Genomic DNA, 20,983 nt, shown 5'->3' on the forward strand with positions numbered 1-20,983 from the left:
CGCGCCCACAGGGTCGACCGGGCAGCGCTCGGGAACGTGACATCGGGGGCGGCTCAGGCCGACGGAAGCGCGCCGAGGGCGTGGACGCCGGTGCGGCTGCCGCGGTAGACCGCCGCCCCTGCGGCGGCCAGCGAGACCACGGTGAACTCGCCCCCGGTGCCCAGGTGTTCCGGTTCGTCCTGCCAGCGGAGCCGACCCGTCGCCAGGTCGAACGCGTACAGCCGGTCGTCGTTCGTCCCGACGTAGGCGATGCCGTCGGCGGCGGTCATGGAACTCTCTCCGCGGCCGAGGCCGATGGGAGTGGTGACGGCCCAACGGGTCTCGCCGGTGTCCGCGTCGAGCGCGGTGAGCCGGTCCCCGCTGAACAGGCACAGCGTTCCGTCGGCGACCGACGGGGGACAGCTCAGCACCTTGGGCTGCGTGCGCCGCCAGCGCACCCGGCCGGTGCCCGCGTCCAGTGCGAGGACGGCCGGGTTCCCCATGTCCGGGTCGCAGTCGGCGAGATAGGCGGCGCCCTGGTGGACCGAGGGCCCGCCCGCCACCTGCACCGTACGGACGGAGTTCTGCTCCCAGCGCAGTTCGCCGCTGCGGGTGTCGAACGCGCGCAGCCCGGCGGGCCCGCCGGGGGTGTACAGGGTGCCCCCGGCGACGACCAGCCGGCCCGAGCTGTTCGGCGGGCCGCTCCAGCGCAGGCTGCCGTCGGCCACGTCGTAGGAGCGGAGCGCGGTCCCGTACGGCGCGAACACCCCGCCACCGCCGACGGCGGGAGACTGCGACCACGGGACGTCGCGCCAGTCGGGCACCGGCACCTCCCAGCGCGCCTCGCCCGACGCCGCGTCGAAGACGTGCACCCGGTTTGGGGCGGTCACGCAGACCACGCCGTCCCCCACGGCGAGCGGCAGCCCGGACGGGGTGTCGGCGACCCCGGGTGCGACGACCGCCTTGCTCCAGCGGACGGCTCCGGTGCGCGGATCGAGGGCACTCACCCGGCCGTCGTACCCGGAGACGCAGAGGCTGCCCACGGACTCCACTGGCAGGGCGATCCGGCCTCCGGGAGCCGAGCTGCTCCAGAGCCGGGGGCCGCGCGCCGGGTCCCGGCGGGCCCACCAACCGGCCCCTGCCGAGACGGCGAGGGCGCCCACGCCTCCCGCCGCGCTCAGCAGCAGCCTCCTGCGGTTGATCCGGTGCAGGACGGGCTCGTTCTGCGGTGCATCGGTGTTCACACCTGACATGACCTCGTATACGGACCATTGGTTGCACCGATCGGGTGAACGGCGTGCGCGCCCTCCGCCCGGAGGCCGTACCGGCCGTTTACCGGGCGGACGGGCCGAGGTGGGCGTCCAGGCTGGTGCGCAGCAGGGAATCCAGGCCGTCGCTGCCGGTGGCCAGTCGCAGGCTGCCCGAGGCGCGCAGTTGGGCGAGGCCGTGCAGGTTGGCCCAGAGGGCGGCGGTGGCGGCGGTCGGGTCGTCGCACCAGGGGTGGACCTCGGCGACCAGGCCGACGAAGGTCAGGAACAGCGGCAGGGTGGTGCGGCGCAGCTCGGAGCCGCTGCCCTCCAGCAGGTCGTGGCGGAACATCAGCTCGAACATGCGGGGGTTGGCCGCCGCGAAGCCGAGGTAGGCGCGGGCGAGCGCCTCGATCCGGGTGCGTGCGTCGCCGCCCGTGGTGACGGCGAGGGCGTCGGCGCCGGCGAGCAAGTCGGTGAGCCTGCCGAAGCCCTGCCGGGCGACGGCGGCGAGCAGCTCCCGGTGGGTGGGGAAGTGGCGGCGGGGTGCCCCGTGGGAGACCCCGGCGTGCCGGGCGATCTCGCGCAGCCCGAGGGCGTGGACGCCCTCCCTGGTCACCAGCTCGACGCCTGCGGCCACCAGCCGGGCGCGCAGGTCGCCGTCCTGTTCGGACGGGGGCGCGGTCAGGGGGGCGATCGCCGTCCCGGCCGTCGTCCCGGCCGTCGTCTCGGTCATGGCCACTGTCTACCCGATCATCGTAGACACTGTCTACTCGGCTGGACGGTGGCCCGCCGGGCAGAATCGGAAACATGGACGAAGGCGGCGAGTCGGCCTGCTGGCTGGACCGGGTGTGCCCGGAGTGCGGACGGCTGCGTGAGCGGCCGGGCCCAGGGCCTTGCGAGACCTGCGGCGCGGACGCGGACGGGGAGACCCGCGGGCAAACGGGGCAGGGGGCGGAGCGGGAACCGGACCGGGGCGACGGCTGAATGCCGCCGCCCGGCACGACGGGGCGACCCGACCTCCGCCGCCGCTACTGCGGCGGCTGGTCGCGGAACTGGTCCTTCAGCTTGTCCTGGGCCACGTCGGTTTGGCTGCTGTACTTGCCCTGAGTGCGTTCGTCGAAGGTGTCACCCGCCTTGTCGACGCCCTTCTCCGCCTGGTCCTCATGGCCCTTCAGCATGTTCTTGAGCTTATCCAGCATGGACATGTGGTCACCCTCCTGGATGAGACGCCCCCACCCCTCCAGGATCACAGCGCGGGCCGTCCCGCGCACTTCGCGGCCGCGTGGCGGCCTTGGCAAGGCGATCCCGGTCATGTCAAATCGTGAGTTCACGGTTCGTCGGAGGGAGTCGCTTTGAAGCCGCACACCTGGAACCGCACGGGCGCCGCGCTGGCCGTCGTCACCCTGGCCACCCCGGTGCTGTTGGTCGGCGCGGGCAGTGCCAACGCGGATCCGGACCCGGCCCGCCGCGGCGCCAGGTTGGCCGAGCGGCTGGTCGAGGCCAGCAGCGCGGAGGACGCGCACGACACCCTGGCCGCGCTGCAGCGGATCGCCGACCGCAACGGCGGTACCAGAGCCGCCGGTTCCAAGGGCCACGACGAGTCGGCGAACTACGTGTACGAGCAGGCGCGGTGGGCCGGGCTCAAGGTGTCCCGGCAGGAGTTCGAGTACACCTTCTTCGAGGCCCGCGCCCAGCGGCTGGACGTGGTGTCACCGCAGGCCGAACCGGTGCCGGTGATCGCCATGACCTACTCGGCGAGCGGCCCGGAGGCAGGCCTGAACGCCGAGTTGGGCGTCGTCCCGGTGGGCGCCACCACCGGCTGCACGCCCGCCGACTACCCGGCGGGCTCCGTCACCGGCCGGATCGCGCTGATCCGGCGCGGCGGGTGCAGTTTCGCGGAGAAGCAGGCGGCCGCGGCGGGCGCCGGCGCCCTCGGTGCGCTGATCTACAACAACACCGACGGCGAGCTCGCCGGGACCCTGGGCGAGCCCACGGCCGGGAAGGTCCCGACCGGCGGGGTCACCAGGGCGGCCGGTGAGGCACTGGCCGCGGAGGCCGCCGCCGGGCCGGTCCGGGTGAGGCTGGACATCCGGACCTTCATGGAGCCGCGCAAGACCTGGAACGTCATCGCCGAGACCCGCGGCGGGGACCCCGCCAACACCGTGATGATCGGCGCGCACCTGGACTCCGTGCCCGCCGGGCCCGGCATCAACGACAACGGCTCCGGCTCGGCCGGAATCCTGGAGGTCGCGAAGAACCTCGGCGTCCGCCCGGTGAGGAACAAGGTCAGGTTCGCCTGGTGGTCCGCCGAGGAGTTCGGCCTCAAGGGCTCCGAGGCGTACGTGAAGTCGCTCTCCGAGGCGGACCGGAAGAAGGTCCGGCTCTACCTCAACTTCGACATGATCGCATCCCCCAACTACGCGCAGTTCGTCTACAACGGCTCCGGCAGCGCGGGCGGCGGCTCAGGCCCGGAGGGTTCGGCCCAGATCGAGCGGGACCTCACCGGGTACCTGGACGGCCGCGGCCTGCCGCACGACCCGTCCGCCTTCAACGGCCGTTCCGACTACGGACCGTTCATCGACGCGGGCATCCCGGCCGGCGGCACCGACACCGGCGCCGAGGCGGTCAAGTCCCCCGAGCAGCAGGTCCGGTACGGCGGCACGGCGGGCACCGCCCTCGACGCCTGCTACCACAAGGCCTGCGACGACCTGGACAACATCGACATGGCGGCCTTCGACGTCAACATCGACGTGATCGCCCACGCCGCCGGCACCTACGCCTGGGACCTCTCCTCGCTGCGGCAGCCCGTACCGGCTCAGCGCCCCGCCGGTCGGGCGGCCTCCGGCGCGGGTACGAGCACCCCCGGCAGCACCGGTACGGGCGGAGCCGACGCCCACGAGGCGGCGGCCTGACGCCCGGGGGGCCCGCTGCCGTCCTCGGGCGGCGGGCCCGCCCGCCGTGCACCTGCCTGCCACCCGCGCCCTCCCTCCGTCATCGACCCAGGTGGGGCCGGGGGCGAGCCACCGTAGCCGACGCCACTGACATTGATGCTGATACTCAGGTCCCGGTGGTCGTGGCTCTGCCACTGACTGACAATCCGGCCCCGAGCCCTGTACGGTGCCGCGCGGAGCCCATCCGCCGAGACCCGGTGGGTGCGCCGGGTCCGGTCCTGACACCATGGGACCGAGATCGTCACCGTGACACCCTCGGAGGAGTCAGCAACATGAGCACGCACTACGACGTCGTCGTCCTCGGCGCGGGCCCCGGCGGCTACACCGCCGCCGTCCGCTCGGCGCAGCTGGGCCTGAAGGTCGCGGTCATCGAGGCCAAGTACTGGGGCGGCGTCTGCCTCAACGTCGGCTGCATCCCCTCCAAGGCCCTGCTGCGCAACGCCGAGCTCGCCCACATCTTCACCAAGGAGGCCAAGACCTTCGGCATCAAGGTCGAGGGCCAGGTGACCTTCGACTTCGGCGAGGCCTTCCGCCGCAGCCGCACGGTGGCCGACGGCCGGGTCAAGGGTGTCCACTACCTGATGAAGAAGAACGGCATCACCGAGTACGACGGCTGGGGCACCTTCGTCGACGACCACACCCTCCAGGTCGCGCTCAGTGGCGGCGGCTTCGACGTGGTCACCTTCGACCACTGCATCATCGCCGCCGGTGCCACCACCCGTCTGCTGCCGGGCACCAGCCTAAGCGAGCGCGTGGTCACCTACGAGGAGCAGATCCTCACCGAGGAGCTGCCGGAGAGCATCATCATCGCGGGCGCCGGCGCGATCGGCGTCGAGTTCGCCTACGTGCTGCACAACTACGGTGTGAAGGTCACCATCGTCGAGTTCCTGGACCGCATGGTGCCGCTGGAGGACGTCGAGGTCTCCACCGAACTCGCCAAGCAGTACCGCAAGCTGGGCATCGAGGTGCTCACCTCCACCCGGGTGGAGTCGATCGACGACAGCGACCCGAACAGCAAGGTCAAGGTCACCGTCACCAAGAACGGCCAGCAGCAGGTGCTGGAGACCGACAAGGTGCTCCAGGCGATCGGCTTCGCGCCGCGGGTCAACGGCTACGGCCTGGAGAACGCCGGGGTCAAGCTCACCGACCGCAACGCCATCGCGGTGGACGGCCGCGGCCGCACCAACGTCGACCACATCTTCGCGATCGGTGACGTGACCGCCAAGCTGATGCTCGCCCACGCCGCCGAGACGATGGCCGTGATCGCCGCCGAGACGATCGGCGGGGTGGAGACCCAGGAGGTGGACTTCGTGATGATCCCGCGCGCCACCTACTGCCAGCCGCAGATCGCCTCCTTCGGCTACACCGAGGCACAGGCCCGGGAGCAGGGCTACGACGTCAAGGTCGCCAAGTTCCCGTTCACCGCGAACGGCAAGGCGCACGGCCTCGGCCACCCGATCGGCTTCGTCAAGGTCATCAGCGACAACAAGTACGGCGAGCTGCTCGGCGCCCACCTGATCGGCCCCGAGGTCACCGAGCTGCTGCCCGAGCTGACGCTGGCCCAGCAGTGGGACCTCACCGTCCACGAGGTCGCCCGCAACGTGCACGCCCACCCGACCCTGGGCGAGGCGGTCAAGGAGGCCATCCACGGCCTCGCCGGTCACATGATCAACATGTGACGACCCGTCCGGTGCGAGGACAGGGCCCCGGCGGGCGGCGAACGCCCGCCGACCCCGGCCCCGGACCGGACACAGCACCCTTCCTAGCCAAGCTGGCTGCGCAGCCAGCCCTTGACCTCGGGGGTGACCTCGTCGGCGATGTCGGAGAACTCCTCGTGCTTGACCAGGAACTTGGCCACGTACGGGCAGACCGGGACGATCCGCTTCCCGGCGGCGCGCACGTCCGTCAGCGCCGCCCGGACGAGCTGCCCGGCCAGGCCGCGGCCGGCGAAGGCGTCCTCCACCAGGGTGTGGTAGAAGACGCGCTGCCCGTCGTGGTCCAGGTACTCGGTGAAGCCGGCGAGTTCGCCGTCGACCCGGACCTCGTACCGGTGCAGGGCGTCCGACCGCTCGACGACGGGGGTGCTGGGGGTGCTCATGGCGGAGGCCTTTCGTTCGCGAAGCCCGTAGGGGCTTTCGGTGCGGGGCCAGGTTAGCTCCCGGTGGATGCGGCCGACCCGGTCGGCTGACCCGGTGGGCCGACCCGGTCGCCCGGGCCGCTGGGCTGGGCCGACCGGGCGATGGCCGGAGCCCTCGGCGCCGCTCCGGCTGCCCCGACCGGCCCGGCCGCCTAACGCTGGCGGGACGGCTCCGTCCCACTGCGCACGGCGGGCCGGGCGGGACGTCGGCGGAACACCGGAGGAGCGGAGGGGCGGGGTGCGGGTGCGTTCCGCGGAGGTGAACCGGCTGCCGCAGCCGCCGTCGGTGCCGGGCACTCAGCTGCCGGTGCTGGTCCGGTACGGGCACCGCTCCTGGCTCATCCCCGCGGTGCTGCTGGTGGCGGTGGTGGTCGTGGACGCGCTCACGCCCAGTTCGTTCGCGTCCGTCAGCTGGCTGGCCCTGGTGCCGGTGGTCGCCGCCGCCGTCGTCCGGCACACCGGCGGCCGCCGCACGGACGACACCGCCCTGCTCGCCGTGCGGCACAGCCCCGTACGGCTGCCGGCCGAGCCGGGGAGGTGCGGCGGGTAGTCGGGGGTGCGCCGTCAGGCGGACAGGGAGGCGAGGGCCGCGGAGAGCCGCCGGGCCGCCTCGTCGGCGACCTCGGCCAGGCCGCCGCCGGACCCCGCCAGGGTCACCAGGGTCTGCGGGTCGACGGCCTCGACCACGGTGGCCCCGCCGTCCCGGCGGACCACCACGTTGCAGGGCAGCAGCAGGCCGATCCGGCGGTCGGCCAGGAGCGCGCGGTGGGCGAGGGACGGGTTGCAGGCGCCGAGGATCAGGTAGTCCTCCAGCTCCTCGCCGAGCTTCTCGTGCAGGGTCGCCCGCACGTCGACGGTGGTCAGTACGCCGAAGCCCTGCTCCTTCAGCGCGGCGGTGACGTCGGCCACCGCCTGCTGGAACGGCCGGTCGAGCCGGACGCCGAGTCCGTAGTCCATGGTTCCTCCGTAGGGTCCGGGATCCCGCCCAGTATCGGGGGCGCCGGCGACCGGCGCCCCCGGACGCGCTGGCGCCGGTCAGGCCCGCAGCTGGGGCAGGGCCGGGGCGGGGCGCGGGGATCCGGCTGATCACGAGCCGATCAGGGTGGCGATCGACACCGGGGCCGCCGGTCAGTTCACGGTGACCGCCGGAGCGCCGGACCGGCTGGTGTCGGTGAGCGGGCCGTAGCCGGCCGAGAAGTAGCCGTCGGCGGGGCAGAGGCCGGAGCCGCCGCTCTTGGCGAAGTGCTCGTTGCTGAAGGTCAGGCTGTTGCCGCCGTTGTCGGCGGTGCCGGTGAAGGCGCCGCTGAGCTGGTAGGTGCAGGTGATGGTGCCGAACCAGGTGTCGAGGACGGCGGTGGCCTGGATCGGTCCGGCGCTGCCGCCGGTGAGGGTGACCGGCAGGCCGGTGGAGTCGTCGACGGAGACGCCGTAGGGGAGCGTGTCGACGGTGAGGCTCTCCACCGAGGTGACGCCGGTGACGTTGGCGGTGCAGGAGTCGAAGGTGAGCCCGGTCAGCGACTCGGTCGCGACGCCGGGGGCAGCCGGGTTGGTGAGCACTCCGGCGGAGTACTGGGAGGTGGCGCAGGTGACACCGGTGGTGCTGGTCGCGGTCGAGTAGAAGGTGGCGCTGGTGCCGGCGGCGAGCGGCGCGGCGAGGGTGTCGCCCGCCGCGACGGCAGCGCCGCCGGCGGTCAGCACGGGCCCGGCGGCGTCGGCCGGGAGGGCGGAGGCGGGGGCGGGGGCGGCGGAGGCGGGAGCCGCCGCGGCCAGGGCGAGGGCGGCGAGGGCGGCGGGAACGGTCCAGCGGGGGAGTGCGCGCATGGCAGAGCCTCTTCCTCGGCGAGGGGGCGAGAAGACGACCTTTCGCTGCTCCGGGGGCGGGGGATCGGGGAGCTGACTACGTTCTAGGACTGTGTCGGTGTGCCGTCAAGGCGCTGCGGAGAACTTGCTGACTTTTCGTCAACAAGCCTGCCCCCGAGAGCATGGCATCCGATCACGGTGCCAGCGGCGTGACAGTGATCCGACAGCGGCCGAAAGCGATCCGACGGTGTCCTGACAGCGGCGGGCGGAAGACTCCGTGGCGACCGGCCGGAAGATCCCTGAGATTCCCACGAGCCACGTAACTGCGGTGATTCCTGTGATCCATCCGACCCCTGCGACCGACGAGAGGGAACCGCCCGTGCCCCGACCCCGCCTCACCGTCAGCCTTCGCGCCGCTGCCGCCACGGCCGCCGGCCTGCTGCTGGCCGGCCTCACCCCGGCCGCGGTCTCGGCCGCCGCGCCCGCCCCGCCGGTGCCGAAGCTGACCTGGACGAAGAGGTGCACCCCTGGCTTCCAGTGCGACACCGCCCAGGTGCCGCTGGACCACCGGGACCCGCACGGTCGCTCCATCGAGCTGGCGCTCATCCGCCGTCCCGCCGACGACCGGGCGCACCGGATCGGCACGCTGTTCTACAACCCGGGCGGCCCGGCGCTCCCCGGCACGGCGGCCCTGCCCGCCGTCGTCCCGCTCCTCCCAGAGCAGGTGCGCAAGCGCTTCGACCTCGTCAGCTTCGACCCGCGCGGCGTCGGTGACTCGACCACGCTGCAGTGCTTCCCCGACCAGGCCGCCGAGCAGGCCCTGCTCAGCGGCCTCCCGGCCGGCTACCCGATCGGCGCGGAGCAGGAGTCGCGGTGGGCCGACACCTACGCCCGACTGGGCCGCCGCTGCGCCGAGAACGACCGGACCGGCCTGCTCGCCCACCTGTCCACCGCGGACGTCGCCCGCGACCTGGACCTGCTGCGCCAGGCCGTCGGCGACCGGCGGCTGAACTACCTCGCCACCTCGTACGGGACGTACCTCGGCGCCACCTACGCCAACCTGTTCCCGGACCGGGTGCGCGCCATGGTCCTGGACAGCGCCGTCGACCCGGTCGCCTGGTCCACCGGCCGCACCCCGCAGGACACAGCGCTGCCACCCTTCCTGCGCACCGGCAGCGACCTCGGCTCGGCCCGCGCCCTCCACACCTTCCTCGACCGCTGCGGCGCCGCCGATCCCGCGAACTGCGCCTTCTCGGCGGGCAGCCCGGAGGCGACCCGGGCCAAGTTCGCCGAACTGATGAACCGCCTGGACCACGGGCCGGTCACCGTCGGCACCGGATCGCAGACCGGCACCTACGACCGGGCGACCGCTCTCTCGGACATCTCGGTACTGCTGTACACGGCCCAGCCGGTGCCGCAGTTCGGCACCACCGGCTGGGCCGCCCTGGGCCTGAAACTGCAGAGCCTGTGGACCGCCCCCGCCACCCCGGCGGCGCCGCTGCCGACCGGCGGACCGGCCAAGCAGACCCAGGTCCTCGGAGTGCTGTGCGCCGACACCGCCAACCCGCCCGCGGGCGCGGACTACTCGGCGCTCGCCGACCTCGCCGGGGCGCGCTCCGGCGACCTCGGCCCGTCCTGGGTCTGGCCGACCCAGCGATGCGCCGCCTGGCCGGCCGAGGCCGCCCGGGACCGCTACACCGGACCGTGGAACCGGCGCACCGCCGCGCCCGTCCTGGTCGTCGCCAACACCGATGACCCGGCCTGGCCCTACGAGGGCTCCCGCGCCCTGGCCGACACCCTCGCCCGCGGCCGGCTGCTGACCGTCGACGGTGACGGACACACCGTGCTCGGCAACCCGAGCGGCTGCGCGTCCGGCTACGAGGAGCGCTACCTGGTGGACGGCGAACTGCCGCCGCGCGGCCAGGTCTGCGCGCCGGACCAGCGGCCGTTCCAGTAGCGGGCGGCGACCCGGTGGCACCCGGCCCGGGGCGGGAATCCCGTCGCCGGTCGGGTGCCGGCCGGTTCAGTGCTCGGGTCCGCTGCGGTCGTCGGACGGCTCGTCGGAGGTCTCGTCGGACGGCGCGTCGGAGGTCTCATGGGCGGGCCTTTGGGAGGTCTCGTCGGACGGCGCCCCGGAGGGAGGGGCGGAGCGTTCGCCGGGCGGCTCGTCGGAGGTCTCGTCAGAGTTCCCGTCGGAGCGGTCGCCGGAGGGCCCACGCCCCCGGGAGTGGTGGCGTCGCAGGAACCAGGCCAGTAGGGCGACGGCCACGATCACGGCGATCACGATGGTGGTGACCCGGCCGACGGTGCCCTCCACCCTGGTGTAGGCGGCTCCGGCGAAGTAGCCCAGAAGGGTGAATCCGACGCCCCAGGCGATCCCGCCCAGGGCGTTGTAGAACAGGAACCGGCCGTACGGCATCCGGGACACCCCGGCCAGCGAGGGCACCAGCGGGCGGACGAAGGCGATGAACCGGCCGATGAAGACGGCGGCCGGTCCGCGCCGGCGGATCAGGTCCTGCACCGTGTCGACCTGCTTGGCGTGGCGGCGCAGCGGGCGGGTGCGCAGGATCGGCGGACCGAGGTGGCGGCCGATCTCGTAGCCGGCGGAGTCCCCGAGGATCGCCGCGCAGACCACCACCAGGACCATCCAGCCGAGGGAGACCTCGCCCTGGTGGGCGAGGAAGCCGCCGAGGACGGCGGCGGTCTCGCCGGGGATGAAGAAGCTGAAGAACAGGGCGTCCTCGGCGAAGACCATGCCGCCGACGGCCGCGTACTCGACCGGGCCGGACAGGCCACGCAGCCAGTCGGTGATCGTGTGCATCGGCCACACCCCGTCGGTGATCGGGCCCCTTCACGCGTCCCTTTCCGCCCCAATGTAACGCGTGTCGCCGCACGGGCCCCGGCAGGCGGGAGGGGGTGGCCCGGTGGCCGGCTTCCTTAGCGGAACGTTAGATCTGCGCGGCGTTCCTTGCCGCCGTGCGCCGTCCGGCGGCACGCTCTGGGGCACCCACCCCACCGCACCGATTCCCGGGAGCCGCCATGTCCCCGTCCGCCGTCCCCGCCGCCCGTCCGCAGCCGCCCGGCGGGGAGCGCGCCGGGCGGCGGCTAGCCCTGGTCGGCGGGTCGCTGGGCAATCTCGTGGAGTGGTACGACTGGTTCGTCTACGCCAGCTTCGCCGTCTACTTCGCCGACGACTTCTTCCCCGGCAGCGACTCCACCGCGAAGCTGATGAACACCGCGGGCATCTTCGCGGTCGGCTTCCTGATGCGCCCGGTGGGCGGCTGGCTGCTCGGCCGGGCCGCCGACCGGCACGGCCGCAAGAGCGCCCTGACCCTGACCGTCACCATGATGTCCGCGGCCGCCGTCCTGATCGCCGTCGCCCCGACCTACGCGCGGGCCGGGTACCTCGGCGCCGGAGTGCTGCTGCTCGCCCGGCTGCTCCAGGGCATGAGCATCGGCGGCGAGTACGCGGCGAGCGCCACCTATCTGACCGAGGCCTCCGCGCCGAACCGGCGCGGCCTCGGCTCCTCCTTCCAGTACGTGTCGATGACCTGCGGCCAGCTCCTCGGCCTCGGCATCCTCATCGTCATGCAGCACACCCTCAGCAGCGCCCAACTGCACTCCTGGGGCTGGCGGGTGCCGTTCCTGCTCGGCGCCGTCCTCGCGGGCGTGGTGCTGTGGCTGCGCCGCCGGCTGCCGGAGACCGAGGCCTTCACCGCCGATGCCCGCACCGCCGAGGCCGGCGGCCGGAAGCAGGACGGCGCCCGGGGCACCCTGCGCAGCCTGTGGGAGCACCGGCGCCAGGCCCTGCTGGTGATGGCCCTCACCCTCGGCGGCACCGTCGCGTACTACACGTACACCACCTACTTGACCAAGTACCTGATCGGCAGCGCCGGGCTCGCCAAGAACACCGCCACCCTGGTCAGCTTCACCGCGCTCGCCCTCTTCGCCGCGATCCAGCCGCTGGCCGGCCTGCTCTCCGACCGGATCGGCCGCCGCCCGCTGCTGATCACCTTCGCGCTCGGCTGCACCGTGGGCACCTACCCGCTGATGACCGCGCTCGGCTCGGCCTCCGGCTACTGGTCCGCTCTGGGGCTCTCGCTGGTCGCCCTGGTCATCGTCACCGGCTACACCTCGATCAACGCGGCGGTGAAGGCCGAACTGTTCCCCACCCGCATCCGCGCCCTCGGCGTCGCCCTCCCGTACGCCCTCGCCAACGCGCTGTTCGGCGGCACCGCCGAGTACATCGCGCTCTGGTTCAAGAACAGCGGGCACGAGTCCGGCTTCTTCTGGTACGTCTCCGGCTGCGCCCTGGTCTCCCTGGTCGTCTACGTGCTGATGCCGGACACCAGGAACGCGGTGCTCAGCCCCGAGGAGGCCCGGACGGAGGCCGCCGCGGCCGGGGCCGTACGGTAGTCCCCTCAGAGGTGGGGAGGGTTCCGTGCACATGCTGCTCGTCGAGGACGACGACCGCATGGCCCAGGCCCTCGCCACCGCGCTCGCCCGGCGCGGCCACACCGTGCGCCGGGTGATCCGCGCCGCGGAGGCGCTGCGGCACGCCCGGGAGGCCGAGTTCGTCCTGCTCGACCTCGGGCTCCCGGACCTCGACGGCCTCGACCTGCTGCGCAAGCTCCGCACCGTGTGCGCTCTGCCGCTGATCGTGGTCACCGCGCGCAGCGAGGAGCGGGACGTCCTCCAGGCGCTGCGGGCCGGGGCCGACGACTACGTGGTCAAGCCGTTCCGGATGGCCGAACTCATCGCGCGGATCGACACGGTGCGCCGCCGCACCGGCTCCGCCCCCGAACCGGGCGGCGGCGAGCGGCAGGTGCGCACCGGCGACGTGGCGATCGACCCGGCCGCCCGCACGGTGACCGTCGACGGCTCGCCCGTCCGGCTCACCCGCCGGGAGTTCGACGTCCTCGCGCTGCTCGCCGAGCAGCCCGGCGACGTCCGCTCCCGCGAGGAGATCCTCGACCGGATCTGGGGCGACGCCTTCCTCGCCTCCTCGCGCTCGCTGGACGTGCACGTGGCCGGCATCCGTGCGAAGACCGGCCGGCCCGCCCTGGTCCGCACCATCCGCGGGTACGGCTACCAGCTCGGCGCCCTGGACGGCCCGTGAGGCGCCGCCTGCTGGCCGTGCTCACCGCGCTCATCGGCGCCGCCGTGCTGCTGCTCGCCCTGCCGCTGGCCGACTCCTACGCCCGCGGCCGCACCGAACACCTGCTGCTGCAGCGCCGGGCCGACGGCGTCCGGTTCGCCGAACTCGCCGACCGGATCCGCACCGACGCCGACCGCCGTGAGCTCGACGCCGAACTCTCCCGCTACGCCGAGCTCTACGGCGCCGCCGTGACCGTGGTCGACACCGCCGGCCGCACCGTCGGCCTGGCCGGCCCGGCCCCGAGCGGGACGGCCGCCCAACGGGCCCGGGACCGCGCTCTCACCGGTCGCTCCACCGAGGAACTGCCCACCGTCCGCCCCTGGGGGCCGGACACCGTGGTGCTGGCCGAACCCGTCGGCCAGGACGAACGGGTGGGCGGTGCGGTCCTGTTGACCGTCCCCACCGGTGCCGCGCGCCACGACGTGCTGGTCCGCTGGGCGCTGATCGCCGCCGGGGCCGTCACCTCCTTCGGCGCGGCGGCGCTGGTCGCGGCCGGGATCGCCCGCTGGCTGCTGCGGCCCGTCCACGAACTCGACCGCGCCGTCGCCACGGTGGCCGGGGGGCGCTTCGAACTGCGCGTCGCCTCCGACACCGGACCGCCCGAACTGCGGCGGCTGCGAAGGAACTTCGACGGTATGGCGCAGGCCGTCGCCGAATCGCTGCGCCGCCGGCGGGACTTCGTCGCGGACGCCTCCCACCAGCTGCGCAACCCGCTGGCCACCCTGGTGCTGCAACTGGAGAACGCCGAGCCGCACATCGGGCCGGGCCCCGGGCGGCAGGCGCACGCGCTGGCCCTGGACGAGGCGGACCGGTTGGGTGAACTGCTCGACGGCCTGCTGGCGTTGGCCCGGCTCGAGGCGGCCACCGCGCCGATCGAGGAGCAGGACGTCTCGGCGGCCGTGGCCGGGCGGGTGGCCGCCTGGGAGCCGGTGTTCGAGGCGGGCGGCCTGGAGCTGACGGCCGACGTCGCGCCCGGACTGCGGGCTCTCGGACTCCCGGACGCCACCGGGCGGATCCTGGACGCGCTGCTGGACAACGCGAGCAAGTTCGTCCCGGAGGGGGAGCGCGTTCGGGTGGCGGCCACGGCCGCGCCCGAGGGCGGTGCAGTGGTCCGGGTCACCGACACCGGACCCGGCGTCCCGGCGAGCCGACTGCCCCTGCTGGTGGGCCGGTTCGCCCGGGCGCCGGAGCACCAGAACGTCCCCGGCACCGGCCTCGGTCTGGCCATCGCGGACGAACTGGCCCGCGCCTGCGGTGGATCGCTGACCGTGGGCGCGACCAGCCCGCACGGACTGACCGTGGAGTTCCGGCTGCCCTGACGTCCTACTCGTGGGCGCTGATCTCGCCGCCGGCGCCGAACACGATGTGGACGCCGTTGGCGTCGAGGCCGTCGTTCTGGCCGTTCGCCTCGACCGTGCCGAGGATCTGGCCGTCGTGGACGAGCTTGGCGACGTGGTGCTGGTCACCGAGCTGCTGGATCTCGACCTTGCTGCCGTCCGCGAGGGCCTGGCTCCTGGACCCCTTGCCGGTGCGCGCCGGCGCGGTGTGCACACCGATTCACCCGTAGACCGAGCGGTAGTAGGCCGCCGCCCCCGGGTGGAGCGGCACGGCTCCGGTGGAGACGGCGAACCGGGGCTCCAGCCGGGCGCCCGCCGTCACGGACCGCAGCAGGGTGGCCCACCGGTCGAAGAGGATGCCGAGCAGCTGCCGGACGGCGTCCTCGGGCACGCCCGGCCGGGCGGTCAGGTAGTTGCCGACGCCGAGGGTGGCGACCGGGCCGGCGAGGCCGTACGCGCCGGCGGGCAGGGTGACCCCGGTGTAGACCGGCCCGTAGCGCTCGCGCAGCTGCGCGGCGACGGCGTCCAGCGGTACGAACCGCAGTGGCAGTTCCCGGGCGAGCGCGGACACGGCTGACGTCGGCACCCCACCGGACCAGAACACCGCGTCCAGCGCACCGGACCGCAGCGCGGCCAGCGAGTCGGCCAGTCCGAGCGAATGCTGCCGCACGCCGATCCCCGCCTGTCGCAGCAGCCGTGCGGCGGTCACCTGGAGCCCGGAGCCCACCGCGCCGGTCGCCACCCGACGGCCCGCCAGGTCGGCGAGTTCGCGCACCGGGCCGTCGGCCGGGGCCAGCAGGTGCAGGTAGTTGACGTACACCCGGGCCAGCGCCGTCACGCCGAGCGAGTGGTCGAAGGTGTCGTGGCCCAGCACCGCGTCCTCGGCGACGTCCGCCGTGGTGAGGGCGAGGTCCACCGAGCCGTCGGCGAGTTGCTGGAGGTTGTCCACGCTGGCCGCGCTGCTCACCGGGGTGAGGGTCAGCCGCCCGCTCGCCGTCACGGTCTCGGTGAAGGAGCGCCCGAAGGCGTTGTACGGACCGCCCTCGGGCCCGGTCGCCAGCCGCAGCGCGCGGGCGGGCCCTTCACCGGCCGAGCAGCCGGCCGAGCACCCGGCGGTGACGGCGGCCGCCAGGGCCGCGGCCAGCACGGTACGGCGGCGCGGGGCGGTGGTGGCGGGCATGGTGGGAGGGTAGCCCGCCCCGGGGCCTCGGTTGAACGCGGACACCGCCGGGTTCTCGGAGGGAGGACCCGGCGGTGTCGGTGAGCTGACCGCCAGCGCGTCAGGCGCGGCGGCCGCGCTTGCGGCGGGCGAGGAGGACCGCACCGCCGCCGAGCGCCAGCAGCGCGACGGCCGCGGCCGCGATCGGCCCGGTGTTGGAGTTGGCGCCGGTCTCGGCCAGCGGCGGGCCGGAGACGCTGCTGGTGGCCCCGGCGACGGTGGTGCTTCCGTCGGTAGAGGTCGCCGAGCCGGCCGGGGTGGTGGAGGAGCCGCCGGTGGGCTGGCCGGTGGGCTGGCCGCTCGGGGTGTCACCGCCGACCGGCTGGCCGGTGGTCGGGTCGAGGATCAGCGTGGCCGACTGCGGGTTCTTGAAGTCGAACATGCCCTCGATGGAGCCGGCGTGCTCGTCGAAGGAGTAGTCGCCGATCCGGCCGGTCTTCCAGTTGTCCTCGACGAAGCGCAGGATCGAGGTCTGGTCGGTCTGGGTGTGGTCGACGAAGTTGGCCTTGGCGTACGGCGAGGCGACCAGCAGCGGCAGGCGCGGGCCGAAGCCGCAGCGGTCGGCGTAGCCGCCCGAGCCGGCGTCCTTGCCGCACTGGCCGGGGCCGCTCAGGCTGTCGTTGGCCGCGTCCTTGGAGCCGTTGACCGGCTCGGCGAACTTGTGGTCGTACCAGCCGTCCGAGTCGTCGTAGGCGATGACGACGGCGGTGGAGGCCCAGTCCTTGGACTTCTGCAGCTTGTTCAGGGTGTCGACGACGAAGTGCTGCTCGTCCAGCGGGTCGGAGTAACCGGCGTGGCCGTCCTGGTAGTTGGCGGCCTTGAGGTAGCTGACGGCCGGCAGGTTGCCGTGCTGGAGGGCGGCGTCGAAGTCGGTCAGGTCGTACTGGTGGTTGGCCTGGCCGTCGTGGCCGATCTCGTCCACGGTCTTGGGCGCGAGGTGCTGCGGGTTCGCCGTGGACTTGTAGTACTGGAACGGCTCGTGGTGCGGGTTGTAGTCGGTCTGGGTGGCGCCGACGATGTTCTTGTGGGCGGACTCGCAGACCGCCTTGCCGTCCTTGGTACCGGTCGGCTTGAAGCCGCCCTGGAACCAGCCCCAGCTGACGCCCTTGTCGTTGAGCAGGTCGCCGACGTTCTTGCCGGTCATGACCAGGTGGTTGTGCTTGGGGTCGGAGCAGTCGTCGTAGCCCGGGTCGGGGTCGTTGATGACGGTGCCGATGCCCTTGGCGTCCGGGGAGGCGACCACGTAGGCGTCGGTGGTCTGCTGACCGGTCTTCGGGTCGATCGGGTAGCCGCCGTGCAGCTGGCCGGAGACCAGGTTGATCGCGCCGGGGGTGGAGGGACCGTAGTTGGTGCCGAAGGAGTTGTCGCTCATCGCGAAGCGCTGGGCGTAGTTCCAGTAGCCGGTGACGGTGTTGCCGTCGTAGTAGTCCATCACCAGGCCGGGCGCGGTGTACATCGGGGCCTTGCAGCTCTCGATGTCGGTGTGCTCGACGAACTTGTCCATCTTGCCGCCGTCGAAGGCGAGCTGCTCGTCCTTGTAGGTGTGGTCCTGGTCGCAGGTGACGGCCTGCGCCGGGCCCAGACGCTGCGGGTTGTTGCGGTTCGGGTTCTTGTGCAGCAGGTCGTCGCTGAGGCCGTCCACCTTCGGGGTGCCCGGCTTGGCGGTGAACTTCACCTTGTCGTCGGCGGTGTTGGCCGCGTTCGGGTAGGTGCCGAAGTAGTGGTCGAAGGAGACGTTCTCCTGGAATATCACCACCAGGTGCTTGATCGGGGTGGCGGTCTGCGGACCGTCGGCCGCGAAGGCTGCGGGAGCGCCGCCGAAGGCGGTCAGCGAGGCCGCGCCGATCAGGCCGGCACCGTAGCGGAGCCACCTGTTACGGGTGGGGACTGCGTGCATGGTCGGTTCCTCGGACGTCATCATCAGGTGTGTCAGAAGTGGGGGCCGTGACGCGCGTAGCTTTCGCGGCGCGGCGGCTAGACGCTAGAGCGTAGCGGTGAACACGGTTGACGGGTCCATGTGAACGCGAGGTAAATCGACGAAGTGCGGAACCCTGCGTCAGGGCTTCCACTCGGCAGACAAGTCTGATGAATGTCTCTCGAATCCGATGAATACGGGACAGGTTTCGGCGCTTTCCGGCCAGGAATGTCGCTTACATCCCGGCCGGGACCGCCATCGGCCCCGCTCGAAACCGTGGTCGAAGTCACGGAACATCTCACCTGGCCGGCCGCGAACAGCCGGGGGCGGGCACCCCGTTCGGTGCCCGCCCCCGCCCCCGGCGCCGGGGCCGGTCAGGACGCGGCGGCCTCCGCCTGGATGCCCTGGAGGGCGGCCACCAGGGAGTCGACGTCCTGCACGGTGTTGTACAGGGCCAGCGAGGCCCGGGCCGCCGCCTGCAACCCGTAGGCGGCGAGGGCGGGTTGGGCGCAGTGGTGGCCGGCCCGGATGGCGATGCCCTGCTGGTCGAGCGCCCCGGCCAGGGCGATCGGGTCCGTCCCGGCGAGCAGGAAGGTGAGCACCCCGATCTTGCCCGGCGCCTCGCCGATCAGCCGGAGCCCGGGTACGGTCCGCAGCGCGGCGGTGGCGTACGCGGTGAGCTGCTCCTCGTGCGCGGTGGCGGCCCGGCGGTCCAGCCCGGACAGGTACCGCAGGGCCGCCCGCAGCCCGGCCACCCCGCCGATGTGGCCGGTACCGGCCTCCAGGCGGTGCGGGACGGGGGCGTAGCTGGTCTCGTCGAAGCTCACCGAGTCGATCATGTTGCCGCCGCCCTGCCACGGGGGCATGGCCTCCAGCAGTTCCCGCTTGCCGTACAGCGCGCCGATTCCGGTCGGGCCGAAGACCTTGTGCCCGGAGAAGGCGTAGAAGTCGGCGTCCAGGGCGGTGACGTCCACCGGGAAGTGGGCGACCGCCTGGGCGCCGTCGACCAGCACTTTGGCGCCGTAGCGGTGGGCGAGCGCGGTCATCTCGGCCACCGGCGGGACGGTTCCCAGCACGTTGGACGCATGGGTGAGCGCCACCAGCTTGGTCCGGAAGCCGAGCAGGTCCCGGTAGGCGTCCTGGTCCAACTGCCCGTCCGGGAGCAGCGGGACGGGGACGATCCGGGCCCGGCGCTCCTTGGCGATCAGCTGCCAGGGCACCAGGTTGGAGTGGTGTTCGGCGGCGGAGACCAGGATCTCGTCGCCGACGCCGAGGTTGGCCCGCCCCCAGGTCTGGGCGACCAGGTTGACGGCCTCGGTGGTGCCCCGGACGAAGACGATCTCGTCCGGGTCCGGGGCGCCGAGCACCTTGGCGGCCTCGGCGCGGCCCTCCTCGTAGATCTGGGTGGCCTGCTTGGCGAGGGCGTGCGCGCCGCGGTGGACGTTGGAGGTGCCCGAGGCGTAGTGCTCGCCGACCGCCTCGACCACCTGGCGGGGCTTGAGGGTGGTGGCGCCGTTGTCCAGCCAGACCAGCGGGCGGCCGTTGACCTCGCGGTGCAGCTGGGGGAAGTCGCGGCGGACGGCCTCGACGTCGAAGCAGCCGGTGGGTGCGGCGGTGGGTGCGGCGGTGGGCGTGGGCCTGCGGTCGGCCTGGGCCGGCAGCCAGTAGCGGCCGCCGCCGGCGGCGTGGGCGAGGGCCTCGGGCAGGGGGTTCGGGGGAGTGGCGGCGCCGCGGCCCGGGAGGGTGGTCGCGGTCGAGAGGCCGCCCGGGGCGCCGCTGATCCCGGTGCCGCGCCCGAATCCGTCAGGAGTAGTCATGGTAGTTGGACACCTCGACGTTCTGGAGCACCGCGATGGCGTCGTCCACGAGGGCGGCGGTCGAGAAGTAGCTGGTCACCAGGTAGGAGGTGATGGCCTGCCGGTCGACGCCCATCGCGCGCACCGCCAGGCCGGGCTCGACCTCGTCCGGGACCTTGGACGGCCGCAGGCCGACGACGCCCTGCCGCTCCTCGCCGACGCGCATCAGCAGGATGTTGGTGGTGCCGGGCGCCGAATTCGCCGAGCCGTTGAGGTCCAGCTTGTCGGAGGGCAGCAGCGGCACGCCGCGCCAGGTGATGAACGGGCTGCCGAACAGCTCGACGACCTGCGGCGGTACCCCGCGCCGGGTGCACTCGCGGCCGAACGCGGCGATCGCCCGGGGGTGGGCCAGGAAGAAGGCGGGCTGCTTCCAGACCCGGGTGAGCAGTTCGTCCAGGTCGTCCGGGGTGGGCGCGCCGCCGCGGGTGCGCACCCGCTGGGTCGGCACGACGTTGTTGAGCAGGCCGTACTCGGCGTGGTTGAGCATCTCCCACTCCTGGCGCTCGCGCAACGCCTCGACGGTCAGCTGGAGTTGGGCGTCGACCTGGTCGATGTCGGAGTTGTAGATGTCCGCGACGCGGGTGTGCACCTTGAGGACGGTCTGGGCGATGCTCAGCTCGTACTCGCGCGGGCGCTCGTCGTAGTCGACGAAGGTCTCCGGCAGGTACGGCTCGCCGGTGTGGCCCGATTGGAGATCGATCGGGTGCTCGGGGTCGGTCGGGGCCGGCCCGGCCGTGAACTCGTCCAGCCGGGCGCGCAACGAGGGCTCCCGGTCGGCGAGTTCGGCCAGCATCCCGCGGTCCAGCGAGAGCACGGTGCAGGCGGAGACGGCCTTCACCCGGTACGGCATGGCGGTGCCGGAGGCCCAGGCGGGGGCGTCGAAGAAGTCGCCCTCGCCGAGCACGGCCAGCAGGGCGTCGTCGCCGTAGGTGCCGGTGGCACGCTTCTCGGCCCGGCCGAAGGCGATGATGTGCAGCTGGTCGGCCGGGGCGTCGGCGTCGACGATCAGCTCGCCGGGCGCGACCTCGCGCTCGGTGAACCCGGCCGCGAGCGCGGAGAGCACCGGGCCGTCGACCTGGCTGAGGAAGGCCAGTTCGCGCAGGTCCTCGGCGATGACCCGGGTGGCGCCGCCGCCGTCGACGTACGTGCTGACCAGCCCGTCGCCGAGGATGAAGCCCCGGCGGCGGTTGACCCGGTAGACGCCCGCCTCCAGGTCCACCCAGGGCAGCGCCCGCAGCAGGTACCGGGGGGTGATCCCGAGCATCTGCGGGACGGTCTTGGTGGTGGTGGCGAGGTTCCGGGCGGCGGAGGTGCTGAGGCTCTGCCGGCCCTGCTGGTTCTGCGGAACGGTCTCGGTGGTCACGACTGGTCCCCTCTCCGG

19 protein-coding genes are annotated in these 20,983 nt (G+C 73.2%); 7 read left to right on the plus strand and 12 right to left on the minus strand.

The window, feature by feature from the left end; all coding sequences use genetic code 11:
- Positions 1–53 precede the first annotated feature (53 nt).
- The 3 genes from HS99_RS00605 to HS99_RS00615 all read right to left on the minus strand — a co-directional run bounded on the left by HS99_RS00605 (position 54) and on the right by HS99_RS00615 (position 2,434).
- Positions 54–1,223 carry an outer membrane protein assembly factor BamB family protein gene (locus HS99_RS00605; protein ID WP_030550193.1) on the minus strand — a complete coding sequence of 390 codons (1,170 nt, stop codon included), beginning with the start codon at positions 1,221–1,223 and terminating at the stop codon, positions 54–56.
- A gap of 88 nt (positions 1,224–1,311) precedes the next feature.
- Positions 1,312–1,962 carry a TetR/AcrR family transcriptional regulator gene (locus tag HS99_RS00610; RefSeq protein WP_078938688.1) on the minus strand — a complete coding sequence of 217 codons (651 nt, stop codon included), beginning with the start codon at positions 1,960–1,962 and terminating at the stop codon, positions 1,312–1,314.
- Positions 1,963–2,257: 295 nt separating this feature from the next.
- On the minus strand, positions 2,258–2,434 hold the full coding sequence (locus HS99_RS00615) for an antitoxin (protein ID WP_030285024.1): 177 nt from the start codon (positions 2,432–2,434) through the stop codon (positions 2,258–2,260).
- A 147-nt stretch (positions 2,435–2,581) separates the two neighbouring features.
- Here HS99_RS00615 and HS99_RS00620 point away from each other — a divergent pair, with 147 nt between their 5' ends.
- Complete coding sequence (locus tag HS99_RS00620) at positions 2,582–4,141, plus strand: M28 family peptidase (protein ID WP_043388237.1); 1,560 nt, start codon at positions 2,582–2,584, stop codon at positions 4,139–4,141.
- 311 nt (positions 4,142–4,452) lie between these two features.
- Positions 4,453–5,859, plus strand: a complete 1,407-nt coding sequence (gene lpdA / locus HS99_RS00625) for a dihydrolipoyl dehydrogenase (RefSeq protein ID WP_030285019.1) — start codon at positions 4,453–4,455, stop codon at positions 5,857–5,859.
- Between the two features lie 83 nt (positions 5,860–5,942).
- Here the strand turns inward: lpdA and HS99_RS00630 are convergent, their stop codons facing one another.
- Entirely contained in the window at positions 5,943–6,278 is a 336-nt protein-coding gene (locus HS99_RS00630; protein WP_030285017.1) for a GNAT family N-acetyltransferase, read from the minus strand.
- 277 nt (positions 6,279–6,555) lie between these two features.
- Between HS99_RS00630 and HS99_RS00635 the strand changes: the two genes are divergently transcribed.
- Entirely contained in the window at positions 6,556–6,867 is a 312-nt protein-coding gene (locus HS99_RS00635; RefSeq protein WP_030550200.1) for a hypothetical protein, read from the plus strand.
- Between the two features lie 14 nt (positions 6,868–6,881).
- Here the strand turns inward: HS99_RS00635 and HS99_RS00640 are convergent, their stop codons facing one another.
- Positions 6,882–7,274: a DUF302 domain-containing protein gene (locus HS99_RS00640; protein ID WP_030285013.1), complete on the minus strand. Its 393-nt coding sequence runs from the start codon at positions 7,272–7,274 to the stop codon at positions 6,882–6,884.
- 171 nt (positions 7,275–7,445) lie between these two features.
- Positions 7,446–8,138 carry a hypothetical protein gene (locus tag HS99_RS00645; RefSeq protein WP_030550202.1) on the minus strand — a complete coding sequence of 231 codons (693 nt, stop codon included), beginning with the start codon at positions 8,136–8,138 and terminating at the stop codon, positions 7,446–7,448.
- A 358-nt stretch (positions 8,139–8,496) separates the two neighbouring features.
- On the opposite strand from HS99_RS00645, the gene HS99_RS00650 reads away from it, so the two are divergent.
- Complete coding sequence (locus HS99_RS00650; protein WP_050367005.1) at positions 8,497–10,074, plus strand: alpha/beta hydrolase; 1,578 nt, start codon at positions 8,497–8,499, stop codon at positions 10,072–10,074.
- A gap of 66 nt (positions 10,075–10,140) precedes the next feature.
- On the opposite strand, the gene HS99_RS00655 is transcribed toward HS99_RS00650, so the two are convergent.
- Positions 10,141–10,938: a VTT domain-containing protein gene (locus HS99_RS00655; RefSeq protein ID WP_078938534.1), complete on the minus strand. Its 798-nt coding sequence runs from the start codon at positions 10,936–10,938 to the stop codon at positions 10,141–10,143.
- 218 nt (positions 10,939–11,156) lie between these two features.
- On the opposite strand from HS99_RS00655, the gene HS99_RS00660 reads away from it, so the two are divergent.
- Genes HS99_RS00660 through HS99_RS00670 form a run of 3 tightly spaced genes read left to right on the plus strand, consistent with a single transcriptional unit; the run spans position 11,157 to position 14,594 of the window.
- Positions 11,157–12,533 (plus strand): MFS transporter, encoded by a 1,377-nt coding sequence (locus HS99_RS00660; protein ID WP_030285006.1) that lies wholly within the window; start codon positions 11,157–11,159, stop codon positions 12,531–12,533.
- Positions 12,534–12,558: 25 nt separating this feature from the next.
- On the plus strand, positions 12,559–13,236 hold the full coding sequence (locus HS99_RS00665; protein WP_030550205.1) for a response regulator transcription factor: 678 nt from the start codon (positions 12,559–12,561) through the stop codon (positions 13,234–13,236).
- Entirely contained in the window at positions 13,233–14,594 is a 1,362-nt protein-coding gene (locus HS99_RS00670) for a HAMP domain-containing sensor histidine kinase (RefSeq protein WP_030285004.1), read from the plus strand. Before HS99_RS00665 ends, HS99_RS00670 begins: the two co-directional genes overlap by 4 nt.
- 4 nt (positions 14,595–14,598) lie before the next feature.
- Here the strand turns inward: HS99_RS00670 and HS99_RS00675 are convergent, their stop codons facing one another.
- The 5 genes from HS99_RS00675 to HS99_RS00695 all read right to left on the minus strand — a co-directional run bounded on the left by HS99_RS00675 (position 14,599) and on the right by HS99_RS00695 (position 20,965).
- Positions 14,599–14,826: a hypothetical protein gene (locus HS99_RS00675; RefSeq protein ID WP_030285003.1), complete on the minus strand. Its 228-nt coding sequence runs from the start codon at positions 14,824–14,826 to the stop codon at positions 14,599–14,601.
- A 6-nt stretch (positions 14,827–14,832) separates the two neighbouring features.
- Positions 14,833–15,792: a TAXI family TRAP transporter solute-binding subunit gene (locus HS99_RS00680; RefSeq protein ID WP_030550206.1), complete on the minus strand. Its 960-nt coding sequence runs from the start codon at positions 15,790–15,792 to the stop codon at positions 14,833–14,835.
- 100 nt (positions 15,793–15,892) lie between these two features.
- Positions 15,893–17,728: a phospholipase C gene (locus tag HS99_RS00685; protein WP_046385830.1), complete on the minus strand. Its 1,836-nt coding sequence runs from the start codon at positions 17,726–17,728 to the stop codon at positions 15,893–15,895.
- Between the two features lie 392 nt (positions 17,729–18,120).
- Positions 18,121–19,563 carry a SufS family cysteine desulfurase gene (locus tag HS99_RS00690; protein ID WP_030550208.1) on the minus strand — a complete coding sequence of 481 codons (1,443 nt, stop codon included), beginning with the start codon at positions 19,561–19,563 and terminating at the stop codon, positions 18,121–18,123.
- A complete protein-coding gene (locus HS99_RS00695) occupies positions 19,550–20,965 on the minus strand; it encodes a family 2B encapsulin nanocompartment shell protein (protein ID WP_030550210.1) in 1,416 nt (471 codons plus the stop codon). The genes HS99_RS00690 and HS99_RS00695 overlap by 14 nt, the downstream gene beginning before the upstream one ends.
- Between the last annotated feature and the right edge of the window lie 18 nt (positions 20,966–20,983).

The sequence above is a fragment of the Kitasatospora aureofaciens genome, from assembly GCF_001188955.3.
Taxonomy (GTDB): domain Bacteria; phylum Actinomycetota; class Actinomycetes; order Streptomycetales; family Streptomycetaceae; genus Kitasatospora; species Kitasatospora aureofaciens.